The 12762-nt window shown below is 71.3% G+C and carries 15 protein-coding genes; 11 read left to right on the top strand and 4 right to left on the bottom strand.

The window, feature by feature from the left end; genetic code table 11:
• Window positions 1-4 precede the first annotated feature (4 nt).
• Complete coding sequence (locus AH6_RS22780) at window positions 5-997, top strand: LLM class flavin-dependent oxidoreductase (RefSeq protein WP_067483142.1); 993 nt, start codon at window positions 5-7, stop codon at window positions 995-997.
• A 49-nt stretch (window positions 998-1046) separates the two neighbouring features.
• On the opposite strand, the gene AH6_RS22775 is transcribed toward AH6_RS22780, so the two are convergent.
• The gene (locus tag AH6_RS22775) at window positions 1047-1433 is read right to left on the bottom strand and encodes an SCO5389 family protein (RefSeq protein ID WP_067483140.1); all 387 of its coding nucleotides are present in this window, start codon (window positions 1431-1433) and stop codon (window positions 1047-1049) included.
• Between the two features lie 135 nt (window positions 1434-1568).
• Window positions 1569-1757 carry a hypothetical protein gene (locus AH6_RS22770; RefSeq protein WP_067483138.1) on the bottom strand — a complete coding sequence of 63 codons (189 nt, stop codon included), beginning with the start codon at window positions 1755-1757 and terminating at the stop codon, window positions 1569-1571.
• Window positions 1758-2082: 325 nt separating this feature from the next.
• Here AH6_RS22770 and nucS point away from each other — a divergent pair, with 325 nt between their 5' ends.
• The 3 genes from nucS (at window position 2083) to AH6_RS22755 (ending at window position 4232) form a co-directional block, all read left to right on the top strand.
• Window positions 2083-2763: an endonuclease NucS gene (gene nucS / locus AH6_RS22765; protein ID WP_067483135.1), complete on the top strand. Its 681-nt coding sequence runs from the start codon at window positions 2083-2085 to the stop codon at window positions 2761-2763.
• A gap of 19 nt (window positions 2764-2782) precedes the next feature.
• Entirely contained in the window at window positions 2783-3367 is a 585-nt protein-coding gene (locus tag AH6_RS22760; protein WP_067483133.1) for a TetR/AcrR family transcriptional regulator, read from the top strand.
• Window positions 3368-3443: 76 nt separating this feature from the next.
• Complete coding sequence (locus AH6_RS22755; protein ID WP_067483131.1) at window positions 3444-4232, top strand: site-2 protease family protein; 789 nt, start codon at window positions 3444-3446, stop codon at window positions 4230-4232.
• Here the strand turns inward: AH6_RS22755 and AH6_RS22750 are convergent.
• Window positions 4220-4837 carry a TetR family transcriptional regulator gene (locus AH6_RS22750; RefSeq protein ID WP_067483129.1) on the bottom strand — a complete coding sequence of 206 codons (618 nt, stop codon included), beginning with the start codon at window positions 4835-4837 and terminating at the stop codon, window positions 4220-4222. The two genes, AH6_RS22755 and AH6_RS22750, sit on opposite strands and share 13 nt — an antisense overlap.
• A 95-nt stretch (window positions 4838-4932) precedes the next feature.
• Here AH6_RS22750 and AH6_RS22745 point away from each other — a divergent pair, with 95 nt between their 5' ends.
• Complete coding sequence (locus AH6_RS22745) at window positions 4933-5745, top strand: NAD(P)H-binding protein (protein ID WP_067483126.1); 813 nt, start codon at window positions 4933-4935, stop codon at window positions 5743-5745.
• Between the two features lie 21 nt (window positions 5746-5766).
• Here the strand turns inward: AH6_RS22745 and AH6_RS22740 are convergent, their stop codons facing one another.
• Window positions 5767-6303, bottom strand: coding sequence for a PadR family transcriptional regulator (locus AH6_RS22740; protein WP_067483125.1), 537 nt, complete (start codon window positions 6301-6303; stop codon window positions 5767-5769).
• Window positions 6304-6398: 95 nt separating this feature from the next.
• Here AH6_RS22740 and AH6_RS22735 point away from each other — a divergent pair, with 95 nt between their 5' ends.
• From AH6_RS22735 to AH6_RS22710, 6 genes are all read left to right on the top strand, one after another.
• Entirely contained in the window at window positions 6399-6995 is a 597-nt protein-coding gene (locus tag AH6_RS22735; protein ID WP_067483123.1) for a hypothetical protein, read from the top strand.
• A gap of 29 nt (window positions 6996-7024) precedes the next feature.
• Window positions 7025-8359 (top strand): carotenoid oxygenase family protein, encoded by a 1335-nt coding sequence (locus tag AH6_RS22730; protein WP_067483121.1) that lies wholly within the window; start codon window positions 7025-7027, stop codon window positions 8357-8359.
• Between the two features lie 99 nt (window positions 8360-8458).
• Window positions 8459-9961 (top strand): aldehyde dehydrogenase family protein, encoded by a 1503-nt coding sequence (locus tag AH6_RS22725; protein ID WP_067483119.1) that lies wholly within the window; start codon window positions 8459-8461, stop codon window positions 9959-9961.
• 122 nt (window positions 9962-10083) lie between these two features.
• Window positions 10084-10854, top strand: coding sequence for a hypothetical protein (locus AH6_RS22720; protein WP_067483117.1), 771 nt, complete (start codon window positions 10084-10086; stop codon window positions 10852-10854).
• Window positions 10855-11093: 239 nt separating this feature from the next.
• Window positions 11094-11678, top strand: coding sequence for a cysteine hydrolase family protein (locus AH6_RS22715; RefSeq protein WP_067483115.1), 585 nt, complete (start codon window positions 11094-11096; stop codon window positions 11676-11678).
• 6 nt (window positions 11679-11684) lie between these two features.
• The gene (locus AH6_RS22710; protein WP_067483113.1) at window positions 11685-12605 is read left to right on the top strand and encodes a GlxA family transcriptional regulator; all 921 of its coding nucleotides are present in this window, start codon (window positions 11685-11687) and stop codon (window positions 12603-12605) included.
• The last annotated feature ends 157 nt before the right edge of the window (window positions 12606-12762 follow it).

Below are 12762 nucleotides of genomic sequence, written 5' to 3'. Positions count from 1 at the left end.
TGGGGTGCGCTTCGGAATCTTCCTCCTGGCGGCCCGCTACCCGGGCCAGGACGACGCGGCGGCCCTGGACCGCACGGTGCGGGCGGCGCTGGCCGCCGAGCGGGCCGGGTTCGACGACGTGTGGGTGGCCGAGCACCACTTCATGTCCTACGGCGTGGTGCCGTCGGCGGTGACGCTGGCGGGCCACCTGCTCGGGCTGACCAGCCGCGTCCACGTCGGGACGGCGGTCAGCGTGTTGTCCAACCAGCACCCGGTGGCGCTGGCCGAGCAGGCGGCGCTGCTGTCGCTGGTGTCGGGCGGCCGGTTCCGGCTCGGCGTCGGGCGCGGCGGCCCGTGGCGTGACCTGGAGGTGTTCGGAACCGGGCTGGACCGCTACGAGCGCGGCTTCGCCGAATCGCTCGACCTGCTGCTGACCTGGCTGCGCGCGGACCGGCTGGCCTGGGACGGCGAGCACTTCGCGTTCCGGGAGGTGCCCGTGGTGCCCCGGACGCCGACGCCGCCTCCGGTCGCGGTGGCGTGCACGTCCCCGTCCACCGAGGCGCTGGCCGCCGGGCACGGCCTGCCGATGTTGCTCGGGATGCACGTGGGCGACGCCGAGAAGCAGGCCGCGATCGCCCGGCACGGCGTCCCGGCCCCGCACCTCTCGACCCACCTGGCGCAGGTGGCGAGCTCCCGCGCCGAGGCCGAGAAGTTGCTGCTGCGCGAGATGCCGCGCTGGCTGGGGCCGGGCCTGGACGGCTACGTCGCCGTGGACGACCGCCCCCGCGCCCGCCGCGACCCGGTGGAGTACGTGCGGCGCCTGTGCGGCCTGCACCCGATCGGCACGCCCGAGGACTGCGCGGAATCGCTGGTCAGGACGGTCGAGCGCACCGGCGTCCGGCACCTGCTCCTGCTGGTGGAGGCGGCCGGTTCGGACGCGGCGACGCTGGAGAACATCGCGGCCCTGGGCGCGGAGGTCCTGCCGCGCGTCCGCGCCGCGCTCGACCGCGCCGGATAGCGAAAGCGGCCCGGCCCCCGTCTCCGGGGCCGGGCCACGATCACTCAGGTCAGCAGTCGCGCAGCTCCGGCGACTGGTTGAGGATCTGCTCGCGGGCGGTCACGAACGTGCGGTAGTCGTCGGAGTCGGCGGTCGGGAAGACCGCGACGCGGTGGCAGTTCTGGAAGGCCAGCTTCACGCCGTAGTGCCGCTCCAGCGCGCCGCGCATGGCGTCGCTGGCCAGCACCCGCAGCAGCTGGCCGCGGGCCTGCTCGTCCGGCGGCGGGGTCAGGTTGTCGGCGAACGGGCCGCCGTCCACCTGCAACCGCGCCACCAGTCCGCTGATCATCTCCCAGGCGTAGGGCAGCGACGTGCGCACGCATTCGACGAAGGCGGCGTCGTCGACCTCGCCGCGTCGGGCGGTGTCCAGCAGGTCAGGGCTGACGTCGAGGGACATCGGGGTTCCTTTCACCGGCGGGGAATGGGCACCACCCGTGACGCTAATCTTGACCCCCGGATAATTCCACCCTTGACAGCCGCCCCGCCGTGACCTTCCCCTGCTCAGCCCCGGCCAAGAGCGATCAAGGGAAGGTCAGCCGGTGGCGGGCCGCCGCTCGGCGCGGGCGCGCCGCACGCGCCGCGACGCCAGCCGCTCGGTCTGCTCGGCCCAGTAGGCGCGGGCGCGGCGTACCCGGGCGGCGTCGCGCCGGGCCCGGCCCTCCTCGCGCATGTCCCGGGCGCGCTCCTGCATCACCGCGTACACGATGTCGTTGTGGAACATGGCCCCTCCTCGTTCGGTGCGGACCACCTGGCCCGACACCTAAAGGTTCGTCCTAAGACCCCCACCCCCACATCAGCAGCAATCCCTATTTCCAAAGCCCTGGCCCAGGGGGTTCGCCTAGGGGCTCACCCCCTGACCAGTGCTTGGCGAGTGCCACATCGCTTCGCGATCTGGCCTGGTGGAGCTCGCCTTCGGCCTTGCTCCACCAGGCCAGTTAGGCACTCGCGCGGTGGCCGGGGCCTTAGGAAAAAGGTTGAGCCTCCGCCTTAGCCGAGTCCTGCGGCTTAGGCACGAACGCTCGCCCGGCTCACTAAGCTGCTTCCTCGTGCGTCTCGTTATCGCCCGCTGCAGCGTGGACTACGCCGGCAAGCTCACCGCCCACCTCCCGCTGGCCCTGCGCCTGGTGCTGATCAAGGCCGACGGGTCGGTGAGCATCCATGCCGACGACCGCGCGTTCAAGCCGCTGAACTGGATGAACCCGCCCTGCTCGCTGCGCGAGGAGCCGTTCGAGGAGAACGGCGCGACCGCGCGCTGGACCGTCACCCACACCAAGTCCGGCGAGCGCCTGATCCTCACCGTCCACGAGGTCCTGCACGACTCCAGCCACGAGCTGGGCGTGGACCCCGGCCTCATCAAGGACGGCGTCGAGGCTCACCTCCAGGAGCTGCTGGCCGAGCACATCACCACCCTCGGCGACGGCTGGACGCTGATCCGCCGCGAGTTCCCGACCGCGATCGGGCCGGTGGACATCCTGTGCCGGGACGGCCGGCAGGGCACGGTCGCGGTGGAGATCAAGCGGCGCGGCGAGATCGACGGCGTCGAGCAGCTCACCCGCTACCTGGAGCTGCTGAACCGCGACCCGCACCTGGCACCGGTCCGGGGCGTGTTCGCCGCCCAGGAGATCAAGCCGCAGGCCCGGGTGCTGGCCGCCGACCGCGGCATCGACTGCGTCACCCTCGACTACGACGCGCTGCGCGGCATCGAGCACGAGGGCACCCTCTTCTAGCGGTCAGTACCCTGTCCCCATGCCCCCCGTGACGGCCGACGGCACCCGCGAACGGATCATCGACGCGGCGCAGGAGTGCTTCGCGCGCTTCGGCGTGGCCAAGACGACGGTCGAGGACATCGCCGCCGCCGCCGGGTTGTCGCGGGCCACGGTCTACCGCAGCGTCACCGGGGGCCGCGAGGAGCTGATCCTCGCGGTGGTGCTGCGCGACCTGCGGCGCTTCCTGGACCTGCTGGCCGAGCGGCTGCGCGCGCAGCCGTCGGTGCCGGACGCGATCGTCGAGGGCTGCGTCGACGCGGTCGCGTTCGTGCGCGGCGATCCGACGATCGCGCGGTTCCTGGTCCCCGAGGCGGCCGGGCACATGCAGGCCGCGGTCGCCGGGGCCGCCGAGCACGTGCTCGCGCTGTGCTGCGAGTACGTGCGGCCCGCCTTCGACCTGGCGCAGGCGCGCGGGCTGCTGCGGGCCGACATCGAGGCGGAGGGCGCGGTGGAGTTCCTGTTCCGCATCATCACCTCGCTGATCGTGATGGACCGCGACCGGGACGCCGACGGGCTGCGCGCGTTCCTGCGCGGCTACGTGGTGCCGGTGATCGCGGCCCCTTGACGCGGGCCCTACCGCGGAGGCGGTAGCGTCGTGATCAGGCGCGTCGCGCCGCCGAGCATGAGAGTAGGGACGGGGCATGGATTCGGTACACCACCAGCGGGGCCGTTCGGCGGTCCGGCCGAGCCCGGTGTTCCTCGCCATCGTGGGCGCGACCGTGCTGTGCGGCCTGATCACCTGGCGCTACGGGATGATCGTGGAGACGCCGGCGCGGATCGCGGTGTTCGCGTTCGTGGTGCTCGGCTGGGTGTTGTCGCTGTGCGTGCACGAGTTCGGGCACGCCTACCTGGCCTACCGGTCGGGCGACCACAGCATCGCCACCCGGGGCTACCTCACGCTCAACCCGGTCAAGTACGCCGACGCGGTGCTGAGCTTCGTGCTGCCGGTGTTGTTCATGCTGCTGGGCGGGATCGGCCTGCCGGGCGGCGCGGTGTGGATCGACCGGGGCGCGATCCGCGGCAGGTTGCGGCACAGCCTGATCTCGGCGGCCGGGCCGCTGTCGAACGTGCTGTTCGCGGTGATGCTGGGCGTGATCTTCAAGAACTTCGCCACCAAGGAGCACGCGGTGTTCTGGGCGGCGATCGCGTTCCTGGGCTTCCTCCAGGTCACCGCCGCGCTGCTGAACCTGCTGCCGATCCCGGGGCTGGACGGCTTCGGGATCATCGAGCCGTACCTGCCGCGCTCGTTCGTGGCGCAGGCCGGGCAGTACGGCAACTACGTCTTCCTGCTGCTGATCGCCGCGCTGTGGTTCATCCAGCCGCTGAACGAGGCGTTCTTCGGCCTCACCTATGGCATCGCCGACGTGTTCGGGCTGAACGAGTTCTGGGTGCGGCTCGGCCACGCCCTGTTCCAGTTCTACCGCGACTGACCGGAGCCCCCGGCCAGGTGCCGGACGATGCGGCGCAGTTGCCCGGCGTAGCGTTCGCGGAACTCGGCCGACCTCGGGTCCAGGCCGAAGACCTCCACCACCGCGTCGGGCATCAGCGTCGGCGCTGACACCATCGCCATCATCACCAGCATGACCGCCGCCGGGTCCAGGTCGTCGGCCAGTTCCCCGGCGGCCTGGCGGCGCTCCAGCTCCGACAGGTCCTCGTGCGGCGCGTCGGCGGGCGCGGGCGGCTCCTCGGTGAGGGCCCGCCAAGCGCCGAGGCGGGTGCCGCGCGGGTCGTTCATCGAGTTGTCCAGGTAGCGGATGATCAGATCGTGCAGCGGCACGTCCGGGTCGTTGAACTCCTCCTCCGCCGCCAGCCAGCGCGCCATGATCGCCTCGTAGAGGCCCTGCTTGCCGCCGAAGTGGTAGCTGATGAGCTGCTTGTTGACCCCGGCGCGGTCGGCGATGTCCTGCACCCGCGCGCCCGCCAGGCCCTTGGCGGAGAACTCCTCCAGCGCGGCGTCCAGCAGCCGCCGCCGGGTGCGGTCGGCGTCCAGCTTGCGGTCCTGCGGCGCGGGGGCGCGGCGCGGTGCGGCGGTCATGGCGGCAGCCTAGCGCAGAAGTTCATCCATCTATTTGGTTGACATCTTCATCCGTTTGGTTGAATGCTGGCCGTCCACCAACCGAGGAGATCCGCATGTTCGTCATCACCGGCGCCACCGGCAACGTCGGCCGCCCCCTGGTCGAGGCGCTGCTGCGCGACGGCCACAAGGTCCGCGCCCTGACGCGCTCGCCCGCCATCGCCGACCTGCCCGCCGAGGCCGAGGTCGCCAACATCGCCGACCTGCCGTTCACCGGGGCCACCGCGCTGTTCCTGAACCCGGCCGTCGTCTGGGGCGGTTCGGACGCGCTGCTCGCCCGCGCGAAGGCCGACGGCGTGCGACGCATCGTGACGTTGTCGTCCTCGTCCGCGTTCTACCCCGACAACCCGCTCGCCGGCCACCACCTGGGGCTGGAGCGCGCCGTCGAGGCGACCGGCCTGGAGTGGACGCACCTGCGGCCGGGCGCTTTCGCCTCCAACGCGCAGGACTGGGCCGACCAGATCCGCGCGGGCGACGTCGTGCGCGGCCCGTACGCCCGCGCCCACTCGACGCCGATCCACGAGCGCGACATCGCGGACGTCGCCGCCGTCGCGCTGACCGGCGACGACCTGGTCGGCGCGCGCCCGCTGCTGACCGGGCCGCAGTCGCTCACCCACGCCGACCAGGCCCGCGTCATCGGCGAGGTCCTCGGCCGCGAGGTTCGTTACGAGGAGAAGGCCCCGGCCGACGTCGTCGCGGGCATGGTCGAGCGCGGCGCGCCCGCGCCGATCGCCGAGGCGCTGCTGAACCTGTGGGCCGAGGCGGTGGACCGTCCCGAGCAGGTCTCGCCCGAGGTCGAGCGGATCACCGGCCGCCCCGGGCTGACGTTCGCCGAGTGGGCCGCCGACCACGCGGGCGACTTCCGGTAGTCCGTCCCGTCCCGCCGAGGGTCACGAGCCGTCGCGCTCGTGGCCCTCGATCTCTTTGGCGGCCCATTCGTACCAGTCGCGGCGCATGGCCATGAAGCGCTTGCCGTACTCCATGGCGAGCCGCCCGTAGACGGCGAGGTTGTCGTCGTCCCACTTGATGCGGCCCTCCAGGTCCAGCAGGTCGGCAAGCCGCCGGTCCAGCTCCTTGCCCTGTTTGGTCAGGAAGTCGCGAGCGGCCTCGGGGCCCACCTGGCCGAGGAAGAAGACCCGCAGCAGGGTGTCGTCGCGGCGGGCGGGCTTGGGCGGCACCTCCAGCAACCAGTGCAGCAGCTCGGCGCGCCCGGCGTCGGTGAGCTCGTACTCCTTGCGGCCGCGCGCACCCTCGGCGGCCACCTCGATCATGCCCTCCTTGGCGAGCTTGCCGAGTTCGCCGTAGAGCTGGCTCTGGGTGGCGGGCCAGACGTTGTCGAGCGAGATCTCGAACATCTTGAGCAGGTCGTACCCGCTGGCCCGGGGCAGTTCGGCGAGCAGTCCGAGGACGGCGTGGCGAAGACTCATACTCCTAACTCTACACGTCACAGTTGACATGTCACTTTAGGAAGGTCTACGTTCGACATGTCAGAACAGGAACGTCCCCCGAAAGGCCCCCGGCGATGCCGAAGTACTACGCCCTCACCTTCCTCCCCTGGATCTCCCTGGCGATCATGGGGGACGTCAACGAGCGCGCCGCCGCGCCGGTCGGCCTCGCCGTCGCCCTGGCCCTGCTGGTGTGGCACCGCCGGGCCGGGCAGCGCTGGGACTCGCTGATCCTGGAGTGCTCCACCGCCTTCTACATGGCGGCGTTGAGCGTGGTCGCGCTGGTCATGCCGGACGCCGCCGTGCTGGACTACGGCGCGTCGCTGGCGATCGGCTGGCTGGCGCTCACCGCGTGGGGCACGCTCGCGGCGCGCCGCCCGTTCACCGAGGGGATCGCGCGCCGCCAGGTGTCGGCCGAGATCGCGGCGACCGACCTGTTCAAGCGCATCAACACCGTCCTCACCCTCGCCTGGGCGACCGGCTTCACCGTCACCGCCGCCGTGCTGGCCGCCGTGCAGTACCTGGCCCCCGACAACACCACCCTGCTGATCGCCTGCAAGATCGCCGGATTCGCCCTCCCCGCGCTGTTCACCGCCCGCTACCCCGACGCCGCCCGCAAGCGCCACTTCGCCGAGCACGGCATCAGCGAGTCCGCGTACGAGCGGATGCGCTGAACCCCTCCCCCCTCACGAAAGGCCCGGTCATGACGACGTCCGACACCTCCCGCACCTGGCTCGAAGGCCACCTCGCCCCCGTCCCCGACGAGATCGACGCGGTGGACCTGGCCGTCACCGGCGAGCTTCCGGCCGAGCTGACCGGCCGCTACTTCCGCAACGGCCCCAACCCGCTGCCCGGCAAGCCCAGCTCGCACTGGTTCACCGGGCACGGCATGATCCACGGGCTGCGGCTGCGCGAGGGCCGCGCCGAGTGGTACCGCAACCGCTGGGTGCGCACCCGGGCGTTCACCGACGGCGCGCCGTTCCTGCGGCCCGACCTCACCTTCGACCGCACCGCCGTGCAGGCCAACACGCACGTCGTCCCGCACGCGGGCAAGATCCTGGCGCTGGTCGAGGTCGGCTTCCCCTACGAGATGACGACCGGCCTGGACACGGTCGGGCCGTGCGACTTCGACGGCCGCCTGACCGGCGCGATGACCGCCCACCCCAAGGAGGACCCGGTCACCGGCGAGCTGCTGTTCTTCGGGTACGGGTTCACGCCGCCGTACCTGACCTACCACCGGCTGTCGGCCGACGGCCGCCTGGTGGAGAGCCGCGAGGTCGAGGTGCCCGGCCCGACGATGATGCACGACTTCGCCATCACCGAGAACCACGTGGTCTGGCTGGACCTGCCGGTGGTGTTCGACCTGGCCCTGGCGGGCGGCGGAATGCCCTACCGCTGGGACGACGGCTACGGCGCGCGCGTCGGCGTCATGCCCCGCGCGGGCGGCCCGGTCCGCTGGTTCGAGGTGGACCCCTGCTACGTCTTCCACGTGGGCAACGCCTACGAGGACGCGGCGGGCCGGATCGTGCTGGACGGCGCGCGCTACCGTCCGGCCGACTTCGCCGCGATCTGGGGCGACGTCGGCGGCAGCGCCGACCCCGCCGCCGGGGCCGCCGCGTCCGGCACCGCGCGCCTGCACCGCTGGACGCTGGACCCGTCGTCGGGCACGGTCGCCGAGCAGGCGCTGGACGACCGGGGCGTGGAGTTCCCGACGCACGACGACACCCGGACCGGCCACGGGCACCGCTACCTCTACACCGTCGCCGACGACGCGATCGTCAAGTACGACCTGGCGTCCGGCACGTCCCAGGCGCTGGAGCTGGGCGCGGGCACGGCGGCCGGGGAGGCGGTGTTCGTCCCCGCCGGGCACCGCACGGCCGAGGACGAGGGCTGGCTGCTCAGCATCGTCTCCGACCGCGCCGGGACGACGTCGGAACTCCTGGTCCTGAACGCCGCCGACCTCTCCCGGGCCGCCTCCATCGCGCTCCCCCGGCGCGTCCCGGCGGGCTTCCACGGGAGCTGGATTCCGGACGCATAACGCATCCGTCACTCGCCGGACATAGAGTGCTTTACTAAGCGGTAGCAAATGCAAGCGCCCACTTACTGAGCTGGCCGAGCCCCACCCGGAGGTTCCCTCATGTCCGTGGCCACCGAGAAGCCCACCACCTTCGCCTCCCTCAACCCCGCCACCGGCGAGACCGTCGCCGACCACCCGGTGCACGACGCCGCGGCGGTCGGCGCGGCGATCGACCGGGCGCGCGAGGCGGCGGAGTGGTGGCGCGCGCTGGGCTGGAAGGAGCGCCGGGTCCGGCTGCTCAACGTCAAGGGCGCGCTGACCCGCAACCTCAACCGCATGGCCGAGCTGATCCACCAGGAGACCGGCAAGACCCTGCAGGACGCCCAGATCGAGACGATCATGGCGATCACGCACCTGGACTGGGCGGCCCGCAACGCGCAGAAGACGCTCGGCCCGCGCTCGGTGTTCCCGGGCGTGATGGCGATCAACCAGAAGTGCGTGCTGGAGTACCAGGCGCTCGGCGTGGTCGGCGTCATCGGCCCGTGGAACTACCCGATCTTCACCCCGATGGGCTCGATCGCCTACGCGCTGGCGGCGGGCAACGCGGTGGTGTTCAAGCCGTCGGAGTTCACCCCGGGCGTCGGCACGCTGGTGGCCGAGCTGGTCGCCGGGGTGATCCCGGAGCAGCCCGTGCTCCAGGTCGTCACCGGCTTCGGCGAGACGGGCGCGGCCCTGGCGTCCTCCCCCAAGGTGGACAAGGTGGCCTTCACCGGCTCCTACCGCACGGCCAAGCGCGTGATGGCGGCCTGCGCGGAGAACCTGACCCCGATCGTGGCCGAGTGCGGCGGCAAGGACGCGTGCATCGTGGACGCCGACGCCGACCTGGACGCCGCCGCGGGCTCGGCGCTGTGGGGCGCGATGTCGAACGCGGGCCAGACCTGCATCGGCGTCGAGCGGATCTACGTGGTGGACGAGGTCTACGACGCGTTCCTGGCGAAGCTGACCGCGAAGGCGAAGGACCTGCGCCCCGGCTTCGACCGCGAGGCGGCCTACGGCCCGATCACGATGCCGGGCCAGCTGGACATCATCGAGCGCCACATCAAGGACGCGCTGGACAAGGGCGGCAAGGCCGTGGTCGGCGGCCCGGACTCGGTGCGCAAGCCGTACGTGGAGCCGGTCGTGCTGACCGACGTGCCGGACGAGTCGTCGGCGGTGAGCGAGGAGACCTTCGGCCCGACCATCACCGTGCACCGCGTGCGCGACCTGGACGAGGCCGTCGAGAAGGCGAACAAGACGAACTACGGCCTGGCGGGGAGCATCTTCTCGGGCAACAAGACCCGCGCGCTGGAGGCGGCCCGCAAGATGCGCTCGGGCATGACGTCGATCAACGCGTTCGCGGCGTTCGCGCAGGTGGCGGCGCTGCCGTTCGGCGGCGTGGGCGAGTCGGGCTTCGGCCGGATCCACGGCGCCGACGGCCTGCGCGAGTTCGCCCGCCCAAAGGCGATCACCCGCCAGCGCTTCACGGTCCCGCCGAACCTGACCTCCTTCGACCGCACGGAGAAGGACATGGCCCGCGTCCTGCAGCTGATCACGATGGTCCACGGCAAACGCTACAAGCGCTGACCCGCCCCGGCCCGCCCCAACTTCCGGGGGCGGGCCTGCCGGTAGTGGCCACAGGGATGGCGCACCTCGCACGGCGAAGCGATGATCTTCCTCGATCGTGTTGATCAAGCGAGGGAGATCCCGTGCGAGTACGCACCCTGACCCTGTCGGCCGTCCTGCTGGCGGCGTCGCTGCCGGCGGTCGGCACGGCTCACGCGGCCGCGCCCCTGACCGCGTCGATCGTCTGCGACCCGGCCACCGGGACCATCTCCACCCGGCTGTCGGGCGACATGGCGCCCAACTACGCCTACAAGGTCGAGTTCAGCACGCTGAAGGGCAGCACCGTCGACACCGCCGGCGCCCACAACGTGATCTCCTCGACCGGCGTGCTGGCCACCGTCCCGGTCACCAGCGACGCCGGCGCGTTCATCGACGCCGCCGGTTACAGCAAGACCTGGCAGCCCGCCGGCTACCGCTTCTACACCGAGACCGTGCGCGCCATCGTCCGCCGCCCCAGCGACAACGCCGTGCTCGCCCAGCGGGAGGGCACCTGCACCTACGACACCCGCACGCAGTTGACCCTGACCTGTGACAAGCAGGCGGGCGTCTTCGCCGCGCGCAGCCAGGCCACCGCCATGCGCCCGAGCACCACCTACCGGGTGGAGTACCTGCTCAAGTCCAGGCACCAGTCGGCCCCCGGCGAGCCGGTGTGGTCCACCGGCCCCTTCCTGTTCAAGACCGTGGAGACCGCCACCGCCGCCGACGGCACCCTGGACGTCACCGGCTTCTCCCAGACCAACACCAAGGACAACCACCTTCAGGAGTACTGGGTGACCGCCGAGGTGAAGGAGCGCCGGAACAACGTGATCGTCGGCCGGGCCGATGCCTACTGCCTGTACTCTTCCCCCGCCTGAACCACCGGCCTGGGTTCGGGGCCGTGGCCCCGAACCCAGGCGTCCAACACGTCGGCGTCGTCACGCCTATGGTCGGTCACGGCACCGACGAGCACGGACCGTCCACATCGAACCCCACGAGCCTGAACAAGCGCTAAGGGTTCGCCCCACCTCTGTCGCCACCATGGCTGACCGGATCGTTCCGGTCAGAGGCTGGATGGTGCCTGTCAGGCTGCCGCTACGGGCACAATGATCGAAGCATGACCCGAGCGCTTCTCGTCATCGACCTCCAGGAATCCTTCCGGCAGCGCCCCAGCTGGCAGGCCGTCTCCAACCCGGACATCGTCCAGAAGACCACTCGGCTCGTCACGGCCGCGCGGGAGCGGGAAGACCTGGTGATCTGGATTCTGCACACCGCCCCCGGAGCCGGAACCCCCTTCGACCCGGCGACCGGATACGTCCGACTCCTGGACGGCCTGGAGACGCGAGAAGGAGAGCCCGTCCTCAGCAAGACCTCCCGCAACGCCTTCACCACGACCAACCTCCAGCAGATCCTCACCGCGCACGGCGTCCGCGAACTGGTCATCTGCGGTATCCAGACCGAGCAGTGCTGCGAGACCACGGCGCGGCTCGCCGGGGACTACGGCTACGACGTCACCTTCGTCACCGACGCCACCGCGACCTTCCCGATCCCGCACCGCGACGCCCCCGCCGACCGCGACTACGCCGAGGTGCTGGCCGACCCTCGTACGCTGCAGGTCGAGGAAATCATCACGCGCACCGAATACGCGCTGGCCGGGCGCTTCGCCACCATCGCGTCGGTGGACGACCTCGTAGGAGCCTGATCTCACGTGCCGCAAGTCGTCTTCCTGCTCGTCCCCTACATCCACTTGCTCGATCTGGCAGGCCCGGCGCAGGTGTTCTCGACCGCCGCCGACAAGGGCCTGGACTACCGACTGAGCTACGTGGCCGAGCAGGAAGACGTCACGACCGCCCAAGGAATCTCGCTGAACACAACGATCGAGTGGCCCGACCTGAAAACCGAAGACCTGCTCGTGGTCCCCGGCTGGCGATGGCACCACGACGCCCCGGGGCACACGGCAGGCCACCCAAAGATCAGCGCGGCAACCGCCCGTCGCATCGCCGAGCACCACGCAGGAGGCGGCACCGTCGCATCAGTCTGCGCCGGAGCCTTCGCACTCGGCCAGGTCGGCCTACTCGACGGCCGCCGCTGCACGACCCACCACGCTCTCCAGAACGAGCTAGCGCAGCGCCATCCCCGCGCCTCGGTCGCCCGCGACGTGCTCTACGTCGAAGACGGCCGGATCATCACCTCAGCAGGCATCGCGAGCGGCATAGACCTGGCCCTCCACCTGGTCGCCACCCGACACGGCCCCGGCGCGGCGGCCCGCGTCGCACGGACCATGGTCGTCTACACCCGCCGCAACGGCGACGAGCCCCAAGCCAGCGCGATGCTGCGCCACCGCGCCCACATGAACGACGCCGTCCACCGCGCCCAGGACCTGATCGACGCGCGATACACGCACTCCCTACCCCTGGCCGAGTTGGCAGCCGCCGCCGGAGTAGGCGAACGGACCCTGACGCGCCACTTCACGACCGCGACAGGCCACACACCACTGCGCTACCAACAAGAACTACGCCTAGAGCGAGCCGAGCACCTGATCTCTCAAGGGGCAACGGTGGAGTCCGCAGCCCAAACAGTCGGCTTCCAAGACGCCCGAATGCTACGCCGCCTACGCGCCCGCCACTAACCTCGAGCAGCCCCTAACTCCTCGTGAGAGACGGGCGGAGCCCCCGCACATCCCAGGGGGTGCAGGGGGACGGAGTCCCCCTGCCGGGGGCGCGGGGGCAGAGCCCCCGCCTCAGTAAGAAAACACAGCAGGGCTTCGCCCTTCCGTTGCGGGGTGT

Source organism: Actinomadura hibisca NBRC 15177, assembly GCF_001552635.1.
Taxonomy (GTDB): Bacteria; Actinomycetota; Actinomycetes; order Streptosporangiales; family Streptosporangiaceae; genus Spirillospora; species Spirillospora hibisca.
This window is presented reverse-complemented; position numbering and strand designations above follow the sequence as displayed.

Excerpts from the sequence above, each read along its gene's own strand:
- AH6_RS22770 (WP_067483138.1), bottom strand. The coding sequence starts at position 1,757 with ATGTTCCACAACGACATCGTGTACGCGGTGATGCAGGAGCGCGCCCGG.
- AH6_RS22750 (WP_067483129.1), bottom strand. The coding sequence starts at position 4,837 with ATGACCGCCGCACCGCGCCGCGCCCCCGCGCCGCAGGACCGCAAGCTG.
- AH6_RS22715 (WP_067483115.1), top strand. The coding sequence starts at position 11,094 with ATGACCCGAGCGCTTCTCGTCATCGACCTCCAGGAATCCTTCCGGCAG.
- AH6_RS22740 (WP_067483125.1), bottom strand. The coding sequence starts at position 6,303 with ATGAGTCTTCGCCACGCCGTCCTCGGACTGCTCGCCGAACTGCCCCGG.
- AH6_RS22775 (WP_067483140.1), bottom strand. The coding sequence starts at position 1,433 with ATGTCCCTCGACGTCAGCCCTGACCTGCTGGACACCGCCCGACGCGGC.
- AH6_RS22745 (WP_067483126.1), top strand. The coding sequence starts at position 4,933 with ATGTTCGTCATCACCGGCGCCACCGGCAACGTCGGCCGCCCCCTGGTC.
- AH6_RS22725 (WP_067483119.1), top strand. The coding sequence starts at position 8,459 with ATGTCCGTGGCCACCGAGAAGCCCACCACCTTCGCCTCCCTCAACCCC.
- AH6_RS22735 (WP_067483123.1), top strand. The coding sequence starts at position 6,399 with ATGCCGAAGTACTACGCCCTCACCTTCCTCCCCTGGATCTCCCTGGCG.
- AH6_RS22755 (WP_067483131.1), top strand. The coding sequence starts at position 3,444 with ATGGATTCGGTACACCACCAGCGGGGCCGTTCGGCGGTCCGGCCGAGC.
- AH6_RS22760 (WP_067483133.1), top strand. The coding sequence starts at position 2,783 with ATGCCCCCCGTGACGGCCGACGGCACCCGCGAACGGATCATCGACGCG.
- AH6_RS22730 (WP_067483121.1), top strand. The coding sequence starts at position 7,025 with ATGACGACGTCCGACACCTCCCGCACCTGGCTCGAAGGCCACCTCGCC.